At 69.6% G+C, this 17,503-nt stretch carries 13 protein-coding genes; 6 read left to right on the top strand and 7 right to left on the bottom strand.

The features are described from left to right. Positions 1-384 (bottom strand): SDR family NAD(P)-dependent oxidoreductase (locus tag VNW53_RS19865; RefSeq protein WP_325557791.1); only part of this gene is annotated, 384 nt, incomplete at its 3' end. Between the two features lie 313 nt (positions 385-697). Between VNW53_RS19865 and VNW53_RS19860 the strand changes: the two genes are divergently transcribed. Together VNW53_RS19860 and VNW53_RS19855 are read left to right on the top strand one after the other, a co-directional pair. Next, entirely contained in the window at positions 698-2,134 is a 1,437-nt protein-coding gene (locus VNW53_RS19860; RefSeq protein WP_325557790.1) for an aldehyde dehydrogenase family protein, read from the top strand. A gap of 167 nt (positions 2,135-2,301) precedes the next feature. Next, positions 2,302-3,234, top strand: a complete 933-nt coding sequence (locus VNW53_RS19855; protein ID WP_325557789.1) for an alpha/beta hydrolase — start codon at positions 2,302-2,304, stop codon at positions 3,232-3,234. Positions 3,235-3,401: 167 nt separating this feature from the next. Here VNW53_RS19855 and nhaA read toward each other — a convergent pair whose 3' ends face one another. After that, positions 3,402-4,619, bottom strand: coding sequence for a Na+/H+ antiporter NhaA (nhaA, locus tag VNW53_RS19850; protein ID WP_325557788.1), 1,218 nt, complete (start codon positions 4,617-4,619; stop codon positions 3,402-3,404). 64 nt (positions 4,620-4,683) lie between these two features. On the opposite strand from nhaA, the gene VNW53_RS19845 reads away from it, so the two are divergent. Genes VNW53_RS19845 through VNW53_RS19835 form a run of 3 tightly spaced genes read left to right on the top strand, consistent with a single transcriptional unit; the run spans position 4,684 to position 7,525 of the window. Beyond that, the gene (locus VNW53_RS19845; protein WP_325557787.1) at positions 4,684-5,247 is read left to right on the top strand and encodes a carboxymuconolactone decarboxylase family protein; all 564 of its coding nucleotides are present in this window, start codon (positions 4,684-4,686) and stop codon (positions 5,245-5,247) included. Positions 5,248-5,249: 2 nt separating this feature from the next. Further along, positions 5,250-6,050 (top strand): SDR family NAD(P)-dependent oxidoreductase, encoded by an 801-nt coding sequence (locus VNW53_RS19840; protein ID WP_325557786.1) that lies wholly within the window; start codon positions 5,250-5,252, stop codon positions 6,048-6,050. 47 nt (positions 6,051-6,097) lie between these two features. Beyond that, positions 6,098-7,525 carry a protein adenylyltransferase SelO gene (locus VNW53_RS19835; protein ID WP_325557785.1) on the top strand — a complete coding sequence of 476 codons (1,428 nt, stop codon included), beginning with the start codon at positions 6,098-6,100 and terminating at the stop codon, positions 7,523-7,525. Between the two features lie 144 nt (positions 7,526-7,669). On the opposite strand, the gene VNW53_RS19830 is transcribed toward VNW53_RS19835, so the two are convergent. Genes VNW53_RS19830 through VNW53_RS19820 form a run of 3 tightly spaced genes read right to left on the bottom strand, consistent with a single transcriptional unit; the run spans position 7,670 to position 10,062 of the window. Next, positions 7,670-8,557 (bottom strand): DMT family transporter, encoded by an 888-nt coding sequence (locus tag VNW53_RS19830; RefSeq protein WP_325557792.1) that lies wholly within the window; start codon positions 8,555-8,557, stop codon positions 7,670-7,672. 11 nt (positions 8,558-8,568) lie between these two features. After that, positions 8,569-9,417 carry a tRNA glutamyl-Q(34) synthetase GluQRS gene (gene gluQRS, locus VNW53_RS19825; protein WP_325557784.1) on the bottom strand — a complete coding sequence of 283 codons (849 nt, stop codon included), beginning with the start codon at positions 9,415-9,417 and terminating at the stop codon, positions 8,569-8,571. Positions 9,418-9,432: 15 nt separating this feature from the next. Further along, the gene (locus VNW53_RS19820; protein ID WP_325557783.1) at positions 9,433-10,062 is read right to left on the bottom strand and encodes a TetR/AcrR family transcriptional regulator; all 630 of its coding nucleotides are present in this window, start codon (positions 10,060-10,062) and stop codon (positions 9,433-9,435) included. Positions 10,063-10,787: 725 nt separating this feature from the next. On the opposite strand from VNW53_RS19820, the gene VNW53_RS19815 reads away from it, so the two are divergent. Continuing rightward, positions 10,788-11,348 (top strand): HNH endonuclease, encoded by a 561-nt coding sequence (locus tag VNW53_RS19815; protein ID WP_325557782.1) that lies wholly within the window; start codon positions 10,788-10,790, stop codon positions 11,346-11,348. A gap of 5 nt (positions 11,349-11,353) precedes the next feature. Here the strand turns inward: VNW53_RS19815 and VNW53_RS19810 are convergent, their stop codons facing one another. Both VNW53_RS19810 and VNW53_RS19805 read right to left on the bottom strand, forming a co-directional pair. Beyond that, positions 11,354-13,423, bottom strand: a complete 2,070-nt coding sequence (locus tag VNW53_RS19810; protein ID WP_325557781.1) for a response regulator — start codon at positions 13,421-13,423, stop codon at positions 11,354-11,356. Positions 13,424-13,446: 23 nt separating this feature from the next. Further along, positions 13,447-17,503: HAMP domain-containing protein (locus VNW53_RS19805; RefSeq protein ID WP_325557780.1), on the bottom strand; the 4,057-nt coding region annotated here is incomplete at its 5' end.

Raw genomic sequence — 17,503 nt, 5'->3', positions numbered from 1 at the left:
CAGTCGCCGGGCGAAGACCTGGGCCAGCATCAGCGGCGCGCGCAGGTTGGTCTCCATGTGCGCGTCCCAGGAGGCGCGGTTCATGTCGGCGAAGGCGTCTTCCTCGAAGACGCTGGCGGAGTTGACCAGCAGGGTGACCGGCCCGAGCTCGGTCTCGGCCTCGCCCACGAGGGCCACGGTGGTGGATTCCTTGCGCAGGTCGCAGGTGAGGATGGCGGCCTTGCGGCCCCTGGCGCGGACCTCCGCGGCGGCGGCCTCGGCCTCGTCGTCCACCGCGCGGACGTGGATGGCCACGTCGTAGCCGGCGTCGGCGGCGGCGCCGACCAGGGCGCGGCCGATCCGCCGCGCGCCGCCGGTGACAAGGGCCGCTCCGCGCTCAGCCATGGGAGGTCAGAAAGCTCAGTCGAACCGGCCGAATTCGACGCGGTTGAGGATCGCGATCACGGCGATGAAAGCGATGATGACGTAGATGCCTTCCATGGGGCGCTCCAAACTGGGGTGTCCGGGCTTTATCGGCGCGCCGCCGCCGCCGCAAGCGCTTGTCCCGCGCCGGGGCGCCGCCGATCCGCCGGAGGCCTCGCCTTTTTAGGGAATCTGTCTTCCCCACTTACCGCCGATCACTAAGATAAGGGGTGAAGCCGGACAGGCGCGGGCCTATCTAGCGATCCGCCAAACATAGCGATCCCGGAGGACGTCAATGCGCGAGTACCTCAAGTTCTACATCGATGGCGAATGGGTCGATCCCGTCGAAACGAAGACGCTGGACGTCGAGAACCCGGCCACCGAACAGATCGTCGGCAAGATCGCCCTCGGCTCGGCGGCCGACGTGGACAAGGCCGTGAAGGCCGCGCGCAAGGCCTTCCCGTCGTGGTCGCAGACCAGCCGCGAGGAACGCCTGGAAGTTCTGGGCCGGATCCTGGCCGAGTACCAGAAGCGCTTCGGCGACCTGGCCACCGCGGTGACTGAGGAGATGGGCGCGCCCGCCTCGCTGGCGCAGCGCGCGCAGGTCCCGGCGGGCATGGGGCACCTGGCCACCGCCGCCGGCATCCTGAAGGATTTCAAATTCGAGGAAGACCGCGGCGCCACGATGATCGTCAAGGAGCCGATCGGCGTCTGCAGCTTCATCACCCCCTGGAACTGGCCGCTGAACCAGATCGCCTGCAAGGTGGCCCCGGCCATCGCCACGGGCTGCACCATGGTGCTGAAGCCCTCGGAAGTGGCCCCGTTCTCGGGCCAGATCTTCGCCGAGATCATGCATGCGGCGGGCGTGCCCAAGGGCGTGTTCAACCTGGTGCACGGCGACGGTCCGACCGTGGGCGCGGCGCTCTCCAGCCATCCGGACGTGGACATGGTGTCCTTCACCGGCTCGACGCGGGCCGGCATCGAGGTCGCCAAGGCCGCGGCCCCGACCGTCAAGCGCGTCCACCAGGAACTGGGCGGCAAGAGCCCGAACATCGTGCTCGACGACGACCTGCTGCCCAAGTCGGTGGCCCGCGGCGTCGGCCACATGATGACCAACACCGGCCAGTCCTGTAACGCGCCGACCCGCATGCTCGTGCCGTCCAAGCGCATGGGCGAGGCGATCGCCGCGGCCAAGGAAGCCGCCGAGCAGGTCACCGTCGGCGACCCCAACGGCAACGCCACCATGGGGCCGGTGGTCTCCAAGGTTCAGTGGGACAAGATCCAGGGCCTGATCAAGAAGGGCATCGAGGAAGGCGCCACCCTGGTCACCGGCGGCCCCGACCGTCCGGAAGGCCTGGAGAAGGGCTGGTTCGTGAAGCCGACGGTGTTCGCCAACGTCACCAACGACATGACCATCGCCAAGGAAGAGATCTTCGGGCCCGTCCTGTCGATCCTCGGCTACGAGAGCGTCGACCAGGCCATCGAGATCGGCAACGACACCGAGTACGGCCTGGCCGGCTATGTGAACGGCGCCGATATCGAGAAGGCCCGTTCGGTCGCCCGCAAGCTGCGCGCCGGCCAGGTGTCGATCAACGGCGCCTCGGACATGACCGCGCCCTTCGGCGGTTTCAAGATGAGCGGCAACGGGCGCGAGTGGGGCGACTTCGCCTTCCACGAGTTCCTCGAGACCAAGGCCATCCTCGGCTACACGCCGAAGCAGGCCGCGGAGTAACACTGGCGCCCATCCCTCCTCTTTAGGGGAGGGACAGGCCGCGCCAGCGGCCAGGGTGGGGAAGTCGCGCTCAAGCTCGCAAGACCGAGCTTGGCCCGCACACCCCCCACCCGTCCGAGGCTTCGCCTCGTCCGCCCTCCCCTGAAGAGGAGGGATAGGAGGTCTTGATGTCCGTCCTCGACGCCGACTTCGCCGCCATGCTCGACGCGCAGGCGGAGGCCCTGAAGGCCCAGCCTATGCCGCCGCTGGACGCCCTGCCGCCGGAGATGGTGCGGGCGGGCTACCGCCTGCAGCGCCAGGCGCAGGACCAGAACGCGCCCAGGGACGTGGAGACCCGCGACCTGACGGTGGCGCAGACCATCCCGGCGCGGCTCTACCGGCCGGCGGGGCTCGGCGATCCGTCGGGCCTGCTGGTCTATTTCCACGGCGGCGGCTTCGTGATCGGCGACCTGGAGACCCATGACGGTCATTGCCGAAGGCTGGCCAAGGGCGGCGCCTGTCGGGTGCTGGCGGTGGACTATCGGCTGGCGCCCGAGCATCCGTTCCCGGCCGGCCACGACGACGCCCTGGCGGCGACCAAGTGGGCCTTCGACAACGCCTCGGACCTGGGCGTCGACCCGCGCCGCATCGCCGTGGGCGGCGACAGCGCCGGCGGCAACCTGGCGGCCTCGGTGGCGCTGGACCTGAAGGACGACCCGGAGCGGCAGATCGCCTTCCAGCTCCTGCTCTATCCGGGCATCTGGCCGGAGGCGGAGACGGCGTCCCGCAAGGCGCTCGATGGGCCGGTGCTGACGCGGGCCTCGCTGGACTGGTTCGAGAAGCTGCTGGCCGCCGTCGGCCATCCCCACGCCCACCGCGCCATGCTGGGGCGCCGCGACCTGAAGGGCGCCGCGCCCGCCCTGGTGGTCACCGCCGGCTTCGACCCGCTGAAGGACGAGGGCCGCGACTTTGCCGAGCGGCTGAAGGCTTCGGGCGTGGCGGCGACCCACGTGGAACACCCCACGCTGGTGCACGACTTCTACATCATGCACGACGTCTCGCCGGCCGTGGCGACAGCGGCGGCGGAGACCGCGGCGGCGCTGAAGGCGGCGCTCAGCTAGCCACCGCTGTCATCCCGGTTTTCGCGGCACGCGAAAGACCGGGACCCATAGACGCCAGCGTCGCCGATTGCGCTGTGTTCCGGCGCTGCTGCGCCCTGTTCCGCTGAACCCTGTGTCTATGGGTCCCGGACAAGCGCTTCGCGCTTTCCGGGATGACACTTGAGGGCTCAGTCCTCCTGCCCCGCGCGCCGCTGCTGGGCCCAGGCGAGGACCGCCATGCCGGCCACGGTCGAGAGGAGGGAGCCCGCGACCACGCCGATCCGCACCTGGGCCTCGGCGGCGATGTCGGTTGACGGGAAGGCGAGCTGGCCGATGAACAGGCTCATGGTGAAGCCGATGCCGCAGAGCAGGGACAGGCCGTAGAGTTCGATCCATTTGGCCCCGGTGGGCCGGCGCGCGAGCTTCAGCCCGATCACCAGGGCTGCGGCCCCGAAGACGCCGAGCTGCTTGCCGAGGAAGAGGCCCGCGGCGACGCCCACCGCGATCGGCCCGAAGAGGTCGGAGAGGCCCAGGCCGCGGAAGGTGAAGCCCGCCGCGCAGAAGGCGAAGAGCGGCAGGATCAGGAAGGCCACATAGGGGTGCAGCCCCTCCATGAAGTCCTCCAGCACCCCGGGCCGGCCGGGCTTGCGCGGCTCCAGCGGAATGGTGGCGGCGGCCGCCACCCCGGCCAGGGAGGTGGAGATCCCCGATTTCAGGGTGAAGCCCCAGACCACCACGAAACCCACCGCGTAGATCAGGTAGGGCGCGCGCCGCCAGCGGCCGAGCAGGCCCATGCCGGTCAGCGCCACCAGCGCGCCCGCCAACTCCAGGACGCGGAAGTGCTCGGTGAACAACAGGCCGATCAGGCCCACAGCGCCCAGGTCGTCGACGATGGCGAGCGTCAGCAGGAAGACCCGCAGGTTGGGCGGCAGCTTCGGCCCCGCGACCGCAAGCGCGGCGATGGCGAAGGCGATGTCGGTGGCCACCGGCACGGGCCACCCCTTGGGCGCCGCGCCTTCGAGGAACGGCGGCTGGCCCATGTTGATGGCGAGGTAGATCAGCGCCGGGCCCAGCATGCCGCCGAGCGCGGCCAGCACCGGCAGGGCGAGCCGACGCGGATTGGCCAGCTCACCGCGGACGATCTCGTATTTGATCTCCAGCCCCACCACGAAGAAGAAGACCGCCATCAGGCCTTCCTTCACCCAGTCGATGACCGGCAGGGTCTCGGTGAAGGCGCCGAGCTGGACGGTGAAGGGCTCGCCGATGAAGCCGAAATAGACGTGCGCCCAGGGCGAGTTGGCGAGCGCGATGGCGCCCAGCGCCGCGATCGCCAGGACCAGGCCCGAGGCGCTTTCGGTCTTCAGGAAATCGAGCGTGATCCGCTTGGCCATGGCTTCGGTTAGCATGGCCGCGCGCCCGCGGCTAAGGTATCCGGACGCGGCGCGCCCAGGCGGCGACGGAGGGACTTCCATGCGACTGACCAAGCCCCGGTTCGCGCCGCTCAGCGACGCCGAGCTGACCCCCGAGCAGGAAGAGGCGCTGAAGGATTTCCGGCCCGGGCCGGTGCTCAACATCTTCCGCACGCTGGCCCGCGCGCCCAAGGCGTTGAGCCGGTTCAACGCCTGGGGCGGCTATGTCCTGTCGCGTCGCAACGACCTGCCGCCGCGCGAACGGGAGATCGTGATCCTGCGGACCGGCTTCCTCTGCAGGTCCGGCTACGAGTGGACCCAGCACCACCGGATCGGCCTGCGCGAAGGCCTCACGGCGGACGAGATCGAGCGGATCAAGCAGGGCGCAGGCGCGGGCTGGAGCGCCGCCGACGCGGCCCTGCTCAAGGCCACGGACGAACTGCACGCCGACCAGTTCATCGGCGACGCCACCTGGGCCGAACTCGGCGCGCACTTCACCGACAAACAGCGGATGGACGTGGTCTTCACCGCCGGCCAGTACACCCAGGTCTCGATGATGCTGAACACCTTCGGGGTGCAGCTCGACGAAGGCCAGACCCTCGATCCCGACCTGAAGGGGTTCTGACGATGACCGGCCGTCTCGAGGGCAAGATCGCGGTGGTCGTGGGCGCCGGCCAGACGCCGGGCGAGACCGTGGGCAACGGCCGGGCCATGGCGATCCTGTTCGCCCGCGAAGGCGCCAGCGTGCTCTGCGTCGACCGGGTGGTCGAGCGGGCGGAGGAGACCGTCGCCCTGATCGCCGAGGAGGGGAACGTCGCCTCGTCGCTGGCCGCCGACGTGGTCAAGGCCGCCGACTGCGCCCGGATCGTGGACGAGGCCAAGGCCCGCTACGGCCGCCTCGACATCCTGGTCAACAATGTCGGCATCGGCGGCGGCGACGCGCCGGCCCACCGGCTGGAGGAGGCGGCCTTCGACCGGATCATCGCGGTGAACCTGAAGGGCATGTGGCTGACCATCAAGGCGGCGCTACCGACCCTGCGCGACCAGGGCGGGGGCGCGATCGTCAACATCTCCTCGCTGGCGGCGCGGGCCGGCGGCATCCAGCTCGCCTACGAGGTCTCCAAGGCGGGCGTGAACCGCCTGACCACCAGCGTGGCCCAGTCGAACGCCCGCTACGGGGTGCGCTGCAACGCCATCATGATGGGCTACATGGACACCCCCATGGCGGTGAGCGGCATCGCCGCGGCGACCGGCAAGCCCACCTCGGAAGTCCGCGCCGAGCGCGACGCGCGGGTGCCCCTGGGCGGCAAGATGGGCGCGGGCTGGGACACCGCCTACGCGGCCCTGTTCCTGGCGTCGGACGAAGCCAAGTTCATCTCCGGCGCCATCCTGCCGGTGGACGGCGGCATGGGCATCCGGATCGGCTGATCGAGGGGTGGCTTGTCGCGCGTGGCCAAAGCGTCCATCTGCGACGGATGCCGGTCTCGCCCGCCTATCGCCCCGACCCGCGCTACCCGGAGCTGGGGCCTGAGTTCGCCGATCCGGTGCGGGCGGAGGCGTTTCCGGAGACGATCCTGCGGTTCCGAAACGACCGGGCGGCGGCCATGGTGGGGCTGGATGCGCTGACCGACGAGGAGTGGATCGCCCACTTCGGCCGCTTCGAGGCCTTGCCTGGGAACATCGATCCGCCGCTGGCGCAGCGCTACCACGGCCACCAGTTCCGGGTTTACAACCCCGAGCTCGGCGACGGGCGCGGGTTCACCTTCGCCCAGATGCGGGAGGCCGGAACCGACCGGCTGCTGGACCTGGGGACCAAGGGCTCCGGGCGGACGCCCTGGTCGCGGTCGGGCGACGGGCGGCTGACGCTGAAGGGCGGCGTGCGCGAAGTGCTGGCCACCGCCATGCTGGAGGCGCTGGGGGTTCCCACCTCGCGCTCGTTCTCGCTGATCGAGACCGGCGAGGGGCTGGAGCGCGGCGACGAGCCCAGCCCGACGCGCTCGGCGGTGCTGGTGCGTCTGTCCTGGAGCCACGTCCGCTTCGGCAGCTTCCAACGCCACGCCTTCTTCGAGCGGCCGGACCGGATCACCGCCCTGGTCGACCATGTGGTCGAAAACTACTATCCGGAGCTGGAGGGGGCGAACGACCGGCCACTCGCCATGCTGCACGCGATCGTCGCCCACGCCGCGCGGCTGACCGCGCGCTGGATGGCGGCGGGCTTCGTGCACGGCGTGCTCAACACCGACAACATGAACGTCACCGGCGAGAGCTTCGACTACGGGCCCTACCGGTTCCTGCCGCACAACGATCCGAACTTCACCGCCGCCTATTTCGACCACGCCGGGCTCTACAGCTTCGGCCGCCAGCCGGAAGCGGTGTTCTGGAACCTGCAGCAACTCGCCGGCGCGCTGAGTCTGGTCACCGACAGCGCGGGCCTGGTGGCGGCGCTGAACGGCTTCGGGTCCGCCTATCGCGACGAGCTGACCGCCGCCATGCTGGCCCGCCTCGGCGTCCGGCGGCGCGGCGCGGACGAGGATGCGGCCCTGGTCCAGGCGGCGTTCGGCGCCTTCGCCGAGGGCGGCGAGCGGCTGCGCTGGGAGCCGTTCTTCTTCGACTGGTTCTGCGGCGACGAGGTTCGGGCGCTGTCCGGTCCCCGGGCGGACCTCTACGGCCGGGACGGATTTGTCGCCTTCCGCGGTCTCCTGGCGGACTTCGCGCCGGAGCGTCCGGAGCGCCTCGCCGACCCCTATTTCGCGCGTCCCGAGCCGGAGGAGCTGCTCTACGACCAGATCGAGACCCTGTGGGCGCCGATCGCCGAGGGCGACGACTGGTCCGCCTTCCACGCCAAGCTCGCGAGGATCGAGACGGCGCGTCTGGCATGGGGATTGCCCGGCCAGGGAACCTGAGGCTCGAGTGCGCCGTTTCGGGCGCACGGGACGTCAGGGAGAGCGAGGCTTGGAGGCGATGAAGGACGTTATGTGGTGGATCGCCGGCGCGTCGTCCGTCGTGGTGGCGGTCTACATTCTGGGCGTGATGGGCGCCGTCTCGAGTTAGGCGGAGGGCGCCGGCCTCGGTCGCGCCGCCCACTGCGCCAGGACGACGCCGCCCAGCGCGACGGCCGCGCCCGCCGTCTGTAGCGGCCCCAGCGCCTCGCCGAACAGCAGGAAGCCCGCGTAGGTCGCCACCACGGGCTGCACCAGCACCACCACCGACGCCAGCGAGGTCGGCAGCCGGCCCATGGCCCAGGCGATGGAGCCCTGGCCGGCGGTGTGGACCAGGCCCAGGCCCAGGCAGGCGGCGAGGCCCGCCAGCGTGGTGGGCAGGATCTGCTCGCGCAGCAGCAGGGCCGCGACCAGGAGCAGCGGCGCGCCGGCCACCCCGGACCAGAACATCAGCCGGCTGGCGGCCTGGGTCTTGCGGCCCTCGCTGATGGTCAGGAAGTACAGCGCGTACCAGAACGCCGTGGTCAGGGAGAAGAAGTTGCCAAGCGGGGCGTTGAGCACGGGCGTCCCGCCGCCCCGGCCGGCCCCCATCATCCAGGCGCCGCCCACCGCGACCGCCATGGCCAGCAGGAACAGGGCGCGTGGCCGCTGCTTGAGGAACACCCAGGCGAAGGCCGTCACCACCACCGGCGTCAGGTTGGACAGCACCGTCGAGGCGCCCACCGAGGTGTATTTGATCCCGTAGTGCCAGAAGCCCAGGTCCAGGGCGAAGGTGAGCCCGGCCAGGAGCGCGATCGGCGTCGGCCTGCCCAGCGGCCCGGACATCCGCCGGGTCATGATCGCCAGCAGCGGAAGCGCGCAGGTCAGCCGCCAGAAGCCCGCCGCCGCCGGCCCCGTCCCGGTCAGGCGCACCAGGACGCCGGAAAAGCCGATCACGCAGGCGCCGAACACCAGCATGGCCACCGCCTGCCAGCGCGGCGCCTCCGTGGGCTGCATCACCGCCTCGCTCAAAACCCCAACTCCCCCCGCAGCGCGTCCGGCGTCATACCCGAAGCGCGCAGTTCGCGCAGCGTCTGCGCGCCGTCGCGCTTGGCGAAGCGCTTGCCGTCGGGGCCGGTCAGCAGCCGGTGGTGGCGGTAGGCCGGCGTGGGCAGGGCCAGCAGCGCCTGCAGCAGGCGCTGCACATGGGCCGCCTCGAAGAGGTCGTGGCCGCGGATCACGTGGGTGATCCCCTGGAGGGCGTCGTCGGCCACCACGGCCAGGTGGTAGGCGACGCCCACGTCCTTGCGGGCCAGGACCACGTCGCCGCCGAGCTCCGGCCGGGCCGGGATCTCACCGCGCTCGCCCTGCGGGCCTTCGCCCTCTTCGACGAAGGCCAGGCCGCCGAAGCCGCCCAGGGCCCGCGCCGCGGCGTCCAGCGAGAGGCGCCAGGCATAGGGCTCGCCGGCCGCCACGCGCCGGGCTTCCTCGTCGGGCGGCAAGGGCGCGCCGCGGAAGGCCTCCATGGCCCCGTGCGGGGCGCTCTCGATGGCCTCGGCCACCTCGCGCCGGGTGCGGAAGCAGCGGTAGGTCAGGCCCCGTTCGGAGAGGTCGCGCAAGGCCGCGCCGTAGTCGGCCATGTGGTCGGACTGGCGGCGGACCGGGGTCTCCCAGGCAAGCCCCAGCCAGGCCAGGTCCTCGGGGATCGCCGCCTCATAGTCCGGGCGGCGGCGGGTGGCGTCGATGTCCTCGATCCGCAGGATGAAGCGGCCGGCGGCGGCGCGGGCGGCCTCGAAGGCGGTGAGGGCGGAAAAGGCGTGGCCCCGGTGCAGAAAGCCGGTGGGCGAGGGGGCGAAGCGGGTGACGAAGGCGGACATGACGCCCGCCGGGGTCTAGTCCGCGCTGCGCCTCGGGACCAGACCCATGTGCTGGAAGATCGCGCGCAGGAACGGCACTTCCCCGCCGCAGGCGTCCTTCAGGTGCTGGAATTGCTTGAAGCCGGCCATCTCGGCCAGGCCATGGGCCGAGCACCAGGCGGCGGTGGTGGCCAGTTCGATGTCGACGGTGTCCTCGGGGTCGGCGCCGGCCTCGACCAGGGTGTCGCGCACCTTGCAGTAGGCGCCGTCCTTGTCGTCCTGCATCTGGTCGGGCAGGTCCTCGCGGTCGCGGGCGGTGTCGTACATCACCCGGTAGAGCGCCGGGTTCTCGCGGGCGAAGCAGACATAGGCCACGCCCAGGCCGTTGATCGCATCCTGGGGCGAGGGCGCCTCGGCCTTGGCCTTGGCGAGGGCGGCGTCCAGCAGTTCCCAGCCCTCGTGGGCCACGGCTTCCAGAAGTTCGCCCTTGTCCTTGAAGTGATGGTAGGGCGCCGCCGGACTGACCCCGGCCTCACGGGCGACCGCGCGGAGCGACAGCGCGCTCGGCCCTTCGGCCTCCAGCAGCCGGCTGGCGGCGTCGATGAGGGCGCGGCGCAGGTCGCCGTGGTGATAGGGCCGGGCCTCGGCAGCTAGGGATTCTCTCATCGCCTCCCACCTTATGTCTCAATCTATGCGCCGTAAAGATATCTGGACGCCGCTTAGATGTGCTATCTTGACGCTGCTCAGATATTAAGCGCCGGCGCCCGCTTCGGGTTCCAACTCAAAGGCCTGAGCGCCTCCGTGTCCAGCCTTCGCGCCCCTGGGGCGAGTCCACGGCGGGCGCCTGCGAGGGGCCTTTCTCGCCGGCCCCTCCCGGATCGCCCCTTGTTCCATGCATTTATGCATAGCTGCACTGCACAAAAAGACATCTAGGCAATGTTCAGATAAGTGCTATCTAAGCATCGTCCACATCGGACACGGGCCACCGGGCGACCGGGGCCAACCCAAGAAAGGACTACCTCATGTCGATCCGTCTCAACCGCGTCCTGGACGCCGTGATTTCCTTCGCGATCGTGGCCATGGGCCTGACCATCGCCGGCGCCACCTTCGCCGCCGTCGCCTAGCTCCAGATGCGACGCCGATAAGCCTCGCCCCCTCCGACAATGAGCCAGGGCGAGGCTACGGCTCTTTCTCCGTCATGGAGATGTCTCCGAATCTTTCCTATAAGAGTCCCGATAGCGGGACAGCCTGGGCTTCCTGACCTGGCCCGTCGCCGCTGCAAGCCGCGCGAACAGGGGTCTTCGTCTTCAGTTCACCCGCGTACCATCTAGGCGCTCCGCGCCACCCGCGCTCCGGCCGCCTCTGCTTGGCTCATCTGGCGGAGGTCGCCCATGCAGGTGCTTAGCCGCCCGCCGTCCGGCTGGCCCGCCCTCGTGCTCAACGCCGACTTCCGGCCGCTCAGCTACTATCCGCTCTCGCTCTGGCCCTGGCAGGACGTCATCAAGGCGGTCTTCCTCGACCGCGTCGACGTGGTCTCCACCTACGACCAGATGGTGCACTCGCCGTCGTTCGAGATGAAGCTGCCCAGCGTCGTGTCGCTGAAGCAGTACGTGACCCAGGACCGGCCGCCGGCCTTCACCCGGTTCAACCTGTTCCTGCGCGACGCCTTCACCTGCCAGTACTGCCGGGCCGGCGAGGACCTGACCTTCGACCACGTGATCCCCCGCTCGCGGGGCGGGCGCACGACCTGGGAAAACATCGTCACCGCCTGCGCGCGGTGCAACCTCACCAAGGGCGGGCGCACCCCGCGCGAGGCGCACATGCATCCCCTGCACACGCCGCACCGCCCCTCGGCCTTCGAGCTGCAGCAGCACGGCCGCAGGTTCCCGCCGCACCACCTGCACGAAAGCTGGCTCGACTACCTCTACTGGGACATCGAACTGGAGGCTTAGGTCCGTCAGGCCGTCTGGCGGGCGCGGGCGGCGCGGCGGCGCGGCGACGGGCGCCGCGGCGGATCCAGAAGGTCCCGCAAGGCCGCGGCCAGGACCGGGGCCTCGTAGGGCTTGTCCAGGATGGTGTGCTCCGTGCCGCCCAGCAGGCCCTTGTCGCCGACGAAGCCCGAGGTCAGCAGGATCTTGAGCTCCGGCCGCTCGGCCCGGGCGGCCTGGGCCAGCGCAATGCCGCTGGTTCCGCCGGGCATGACCACGTCCGAGAACAGCAGGTCGATCTTGGGGTCGCCGCGAAGCACGTCCATCGCCTCGGCCGCGGTCGTCGCGCTGACCACCTGATAGCCCAGGCCTTCGAGCAGGTCGGAGGTGAGCTTCAGCACGGCGGGATCGTCTTCGGCGACCAGGATCCGCTCCCGGCCCCCGACCATATCTTCGTAGGCCGCTTTGGGCGCCAGCGCCTCGACCGGCTCGGAGGAGGTGGGCAGGAGGAGTTCGAAGCGCGAGCCCGAGCCGACGACGCTCGAAATGCGGACATGGCCCTCCGACTGGCGCACGAAGCCATAGACCTGCGAGAGCCCGAGGCCCGAGCCGCGCCCGATCTCCTTGGTGGTGAAGAACGGCTCGAACACCCGCTCGCAGAGTTCCGGGCTCATCCCGACCCCGGTGTCCTCGACGGCCAGGCAGATCGAGCCGGCGGGCACGCCGCTGGGGTCGGGTTCGGCCGTCAGGGTCGTGGAGATCGTCAGGGTCCCGCCGTCGGGCATGGCGTCGCGCGCGTTGACCGCCAGGTTGAGCAGGGCGGCCTCCATCTGGGGCACGTCGATGTGGGCATGCAGGGCGACGTCGCCGAGGTCGAGCTGCACCGTCACCGCCTCGCCCACCGCCTGCCGGAGGAGGGGCGCGAACTCCTCGATCAGGCGGCGCACGTCGACCGTGACCGGGCAGAGGTTCTGCTTGCGCGAAAAGGCCAGCAGTTGGCGGGTCAGGTCGCGGCCGCGCTCGGCCGCCTGGCGGATCGCGTCGATCCTCTGGGCCCGCTTGACGTCCTCCTCGGGGCGCCGCGCCATGATGTCGATGTTGCCGAGCACCACGGTCAGCAGGTTGTTGAAGTCGTGCGCCACGCCGCCGGTCAACTGGCCGACCGCTTCCATCTTGTGCGCCTGGGCCAGCCGCTCCTCCAGCGAGTGCCGCTCGGTGGAATCCATGATCACCCCGAAGATCTGCCGCTCGCCCTCGCTGTCGCCCGGCGCGAGGACGCCCTGGTCGGTCAGCCAGCGGTAGCTCCCGTCCGCGCAGAGCCAGCGGAACTCGCAGGCGTAGACGCCGGTGCGGGTGGCCGCAGAGACCGTCTCCACCACACGGGCGAGGTCGTCCGGGTGGATGCGCGAGGAGCCGAAGCCGGGATCGTTCACGAAGCGCTCCGGCGCAAAGCCGGTGATCGCCTCGACGCCGTCGCTGACGAAGATGGGGGCGAAGGGCGGCTCGGCCGTGCGCGCATGGAAGACGATCGGCAGGGACTGCAGGATCGCCTGCTGGTGGGCCTCCGAGCGGCGCAGCGCCCGCTCGGCGTGGAGCTTGGAGGCGTGGATGCGGGCGTTTTCCTCCAGCAGCCACTGGCGGTGGGCGGCCAGCCGCTTGGCCTCCTCGGTGCGCAGATGGATGTCGACCAGCACCGAGACCTTCGAGCGCAGGATGAAGGGGTCCACCGGCTTGAACACCATGTCCACCGCGCCGGCGGAGTAGGCTTTGAAGATGTGGGCCTCGTCGCGGAAGATGGCGGTGAGGAAGACGATCGGTGTCCGGCTGGTGCGCTTGCGGCTGCGGATCAGGGCCGCGGTCTCGTAGCCGTCCATGCCGGGCATGTGCAGGTCCAGCAGGATCACCGCGAAGTCGTCGTGCAGCAGGCGCCGCAGCGCCTCGTCGCCCGAGGGGGCCACGACCAGCTCGTGCCCCAGGCCCTCGAGCGCCTGCACCGCGGCAAAGGCGTTGCGCTCGTCATCGTCGACGATCAGCACCTTGGCGCGCAGCGGCAGGGTCAGGTCCGGGGGTTCCGGATGGACCCCCCGCTCTTGATGCAAGTGGTCCGGGGTTCCGGCCATCGTCAAACCACCTGCGGGATCCGGGAGGTGACCGGTTCGGTCGCCAGGCGCCTGGCGTCCGATTTCTGAACCGAGACCCGCAGGACCGACACCAGGTGGTCGATGTCGACGGGCTTGGAGACATAGTCCGATGCGCCGGCCTGGATGCACTTCTGGCGGTCGCCTTTCATCGCCTTGGCGGTGACCGCGACCACCGGCAGTTCGGCGAACTGCGGCCGCGAGCGGATCTCGCGGATGGTCTCGTAGCCGTCCATGTCCGGCATCATGATGTCCACCAGCACGACGTCGACGTCGGGCGTCGCGTCCAGCAGCTCCATCCCGCCGCGGCCGCTTTCGGCGTAGACGAACTCCACCGCGTAGTCCTCCAGGGCGCTGGCCAGGGAGAAGATGTTGCGGATATCGTCGTCGATCACCAGCACCTTGCGGCCCGCCAGGATCGGATCCACGGCGCGGCTCTGGGCGAGCTTGACCTTGGTGGGTTCCGACAGGGCGTCGAACGGCTGGTGCAGGAGCTGGCTGGTCTGCTCGATCAGTTGATCGGGGTTGCGCGCGAGGCGAACCAGCCCGCCGAACACCCCGAGCCTCAGACGCCGTTCGTCGTCAGGCGCCAGATCGTCGGGCGCATAGACGACCACCGCGGGCCGCTGGTCGCCCTTCTTGAGGGTATCGATCAGTTTGGCGGTCGGCATCTCCGCGACCTCGACGACCAGGGCCTCGGCGCGCTCCGGCTCGGGCCGCGACAGCGCCCCGGCCAGGTCATCGGTGACCTCAAGGCCCTCGAAGCACTGGCGTAGGGTCTCGGCCGCGTCGCCCTCGCCTCCGACCAGGACCACCCGGCGATCGCTCTTGGCGACGAAGCTCTTCACCTCCTCGAGGGTCGAGACCACGCCCTCGCGGTCCACCGGCTTGTGCGTGAAGCCGAAGGCGCCGATGGCGAACCCGAGCCCGCGCTGGTCGTCGGCGGAGATCACGTGCACCGGGATGTGCCGCGTCTCCGGGGTGCGCTTCAAGAGGTCGAGCAGCGCCAAGCCGTCCATGTCCGGCAGGCCGATGTCCAGCATGATGGCGTCGGGCGCGAACCGCCGCGCCAGCGCCGCCGCCGCCGCGCCTTCGCCGGTGACCACCCCCTTGAAGCCGCCCTCGCGGACCAGGGACAGCAGGATGGCGGCGAACCGCGGATCGTCCTCGACGATCAGCACCTTGGCGTCGCCGGGCTCGATCCCGTCGCGGTCGTCGGCGACCGCTTCAAGGGCGTCATCCGGCGGGCTGAACCGCGAGGTGATCGGCAGGATGCGGCCGGCCGATGGGACCTGGGCCTGCGGGCTGAAGTTGAGCGGCAGGAAGAGGGTGAAGGTCGAGCCCTCGCCGGGCCGGCTTTCGACCCGGAGCTCGCCGCCGAGCACGCGGGTGATCTCGCGGCTGATCGACAGGCCCAGGCCGGTGCCGCCGTACTTGCGGCTGGTGGTGCCGTCGGCCTGCTGAAAGGCCTCGAAGATGATCCGCTGCTTGTCCTCGGGGATGCCGATGCCGGAGTCCTGGACGCTGAAGGCCAGCACCTGGCCGGCGGTGTTCAGGTGGTCGTTGTCCGGGTTCCAACCGCTGCGGACCCGGGTGACCTCGAGTTTGACGAAGCCGCTCTCGGTGAACTTGAAGGCGTTGGACAACAGGTTCTTGATGATCTGCTGCAGGCGCTTGTCGTCGGTGTACATCGAGCGTGGCAGGGCCTGGTCGAGCTGGATGACGAAGTCGAGCTTCCGGTCCGCGGCCACCTGGGAGAAGGTCCGGTCGACCTGGTCGCGCAGGCTGGCGAAGGACATCTCGCCGATGTCCAGGGTGACGGTGCCGGACTCGATCTTCGCCACGTCCAGGACGTCGTTGATCAGGCCCAGCAGGTCGGTGCCCGCGTCGTGGATGTTGCGCGCGAACTCGACCTGCTTGTCGGAGAGATTGCCCTGGCCGTTGTCGGCCAGCAGTTTCGACAGGATAAGCAGCGAGTTCAGCGGGGTGCGCAGTTCGTGGCTCATGTTGGCCAGGAACTCGGACTTGTACTTGGAGGTGACGGCGAGCTGCTCGGCCTTGTCCTCAAGCGCCAGCTTGGCCTGTTCGACCTCGCGGTTCTTGCCTTCCACCTGGGTGTTCTGCTCGGAGAGTAGCTGGGCCTTTTCCTCAAGCTCGGCGTTGGTCTGCTGCAGCTCCTCCTGCTTGGTGCGCAGCAGCTCCTCGGACTGACGCAGCGACGCGGCCTGTTGCTCCAGACGGTCGTTGGTCTTGGTGAGCTCCTCCTGCTGGGCCTGCAGCTCGGAGGTCAGGAGCTGGGACTGCTTGAGCAGGCCCTCGGTGCGCATGTTGGCGGCGATGGTCGACAGCACGATGCCGATGGATTCCATGAGCTGGTCGAGGAAGGCCTGCTGCGTCTCGTTGAAGTCGCCGATGGTCGCCAGTTCGATCACGGCCTTCACGTCGCCTTCGAAGAGGGCGGGGAGCACGATGATGTTCTGCGGCGAGGCCTCGCCCAGGCCTGAGGAGATCTGCACGTAGTCGGCCGGGACGTTGGTCAGCAGGATCCGCGACTTCTCGTAGGCGCACTGGCCGATCAGGCCCTCGCGCAGCTTGAACGAGTTCGCCAGGTGCTTGCGGTTGTTGAAGGCGTAGGTGGCCGCCAGGTTCAGCACCTCCTGGCCCTCGGCATCCAGGTCCGACACATAGAAGACCGCGTGCTGGGCGTTGATCAGCGGCGCCAGTTCCGACAGCACCAGGTTGGACACCGTCGACAGGTCGCGCTCGCCCTGCAGCATGCGCGTGAACCGGGCGAGGTTGGTCTTCAGCCAGTCCTGCTCGGTGTTCTTCAGCGTCTGATCCTTCAGGTTGCGGATCATCTCGTTGATGTTGTTCTTCAGCTCCTCCACCTCGCCGGAGGCCTCGACGGTGATCGACCGCGTCAGGTCGCCCTGGGTCACGGCGGTGGACACCTCGGCGATGGCGCGCACCTGGGTGGTCAGGTTGGCGGCCAGCTCGTTCACGTTGTCGGTGAGGTCGCGCCAGAGGCCGGCGGCGCCAGGCACCCGGGCCTGGCCGCCCAGCTTGCCCTCGATGCCCACTTCGCGCGCCACGTTGGTCACCTGGTCGGCGAAGGTGGCGAGGGTCTCGATCATGCCGTTGATGGTGTCGGCCAGGCTGGCGATCTCGCCCTTGGCGTCCAGCGTCAGCTTGCGCTTCAGGTCGCCCTCGGCCACCGCGGTCACCACGTCGGCGATGTTCCGCACCTGACCGGTCAGGTTGGCGGCCATCATGTTCACGTTGTCGGTGAGGTCCTTCCAGGTGCCGGCGACGCCGGGCACCTGCGCCTGGCCGCCGAGCTTTCCCTCCGTGCCCACTTCGCGGGCCACGCGGGTCACTTCCGAGGCGAAGCCGTTGAGCTGGTCCACCATGGTGTTGATCGTCGACTTCAGCTCCAGGATCTCGCCGCGCACGTCCACGGTGATCTTCTTGGAGAGGTCGCCCTTGGCCACGGCGGTGGTCACGTCGGCGATGTTCCGGACCTGGCCGGTCAGGTTGCCGGCCATCAGGTTCACGTTGTCGGTCAGCTCCTTCCAGGTGCCGGCCACGCCGCGCACCTGCGCCTGACCGCCGAGCTTTCCCTCCGTACCCACCTCACGCGCCACGCGGGTCACTTCGGAGGAGAAGGAGTTGAGCTGGTCCACCATGGTGTTGATGGTGTTCTTCAGCTCCAGGATCTCGCCGCGCACGTCCACGGTGATCTTCTTCGACAGGTCGCCCATGGCCACGGCGGTGGTCACCTCGGCGATGTTCCGCACCTGGCCGGTCAGGTTGGCGGCCATGAAGTTCACGTTGTCGGTCAGCTCCTTCCATGTGCCGCCCACGCCCTTCACCTGGGCCTGGCCGCCGAGCTTGCCTTCGGTGCCCACCTCGCGGGCCACGCGGGTCACTTCGGAGGAGAAGGAGTTGAGCTGGTCCACCATGGTGTTGATGGTGTTCTTCAGCTCCAGGATCTCGCCGCGCACGTCCACGGTGATCTTCTTCGACAGGTCGCCGTTGGCC

The organism is Phenylobacterium sp., assembly GCF_035569475.1.
Taxonomy (GTDB): domain Bacteria; phylum Pseudomonadota; class Alphaproteobacteria; order Caulobacterales; family Caulobacteraceae; genus Phenylobacterium.
The sequence above is the reverse complement of the archived record's forward strand: the minus strand, read 5'-3'. Positions and strand labels throughout refer to the sequence as shown.

What these genes read in the sequence shown, in the direction of transcription:
- VNW53_RS19860 (WP_325557790.1), top strand. Translation starts at nt 698, where the DNA reads ATGCGCGAGTACCTCAAGTTCTACATCGATGGCGAATGGGTCGATCCC.
- VNW53_RS19855 (WP_325557789.1), top strand. Translation starts at nt 2,302, where the DNA reads ATGTCCGTCCTCGACGCCGACTTCGCCGCCATGCTCGACGCGCAGGCG.
- nhaA (WP_325557788.1), bottom strand. Translation starts at nt 4,619, where the DNA reads ATGCTAACCGAAGCCATGGCCAAGCGGATCACGCTCGATTTCCTGAAG.
- VNW53_RS19845 (WP_325557787.1), top strand. Translation starts at nt 4,684, where the DNA reads ATGCGACTGACCAAGCCCCGGTTCGCGCCGCTCAGCGACGCCGAGCTG.
- VNW53_RS19840 (WP_325557786.1), top strand. Translation starts at nt 5,250, where the DNA reads ATGACCGGCCGTCTCGAGGGCAAGATCGCGGTGGTCGTGGGCGCCGGC.
- VNW53_RS19835 (WP_325557785.1), top strand. Translation starts at nt 6,098, where the DNA reads ATGCCGGTCTCGCCCGCCTATCGCCCCGACCCGCGCTACCCGGAGCTG.
- VNW53_RS19830 (WP_325557792.1), bottom strand. Translation starts at nt 8,557, where the DNA reads ATGCAGCCCACGGAGGCGCCGCGCTGGCAGGCGGTGGCCATGCTGGTG.
- gluQRS (WP_325557784.1), bottom strand. Translation starts at nt 9,417, where the DNA reads ATGTCCGCCTTCGTCACCCGCTTCGCCCCCTCGCCCACCGGCTTTCTG.
- VNW53_RS19820 (WP_325557783.1), bottom strand. Translation starts at nt 10,062, where the DNA reads ATGAGAGAATCCCTAGCTGCCGAGGCCCGGCCCTATCACCACGGCGAC.
- VNW53_RS19815 (WP_325557782.1), top strand. Translation starts at nt 10,788, where the DNA reads ATGCAGGTGCTTAGCCGCCCGCCGTCCGGCTGGCCCGCCCTCGTGCTC.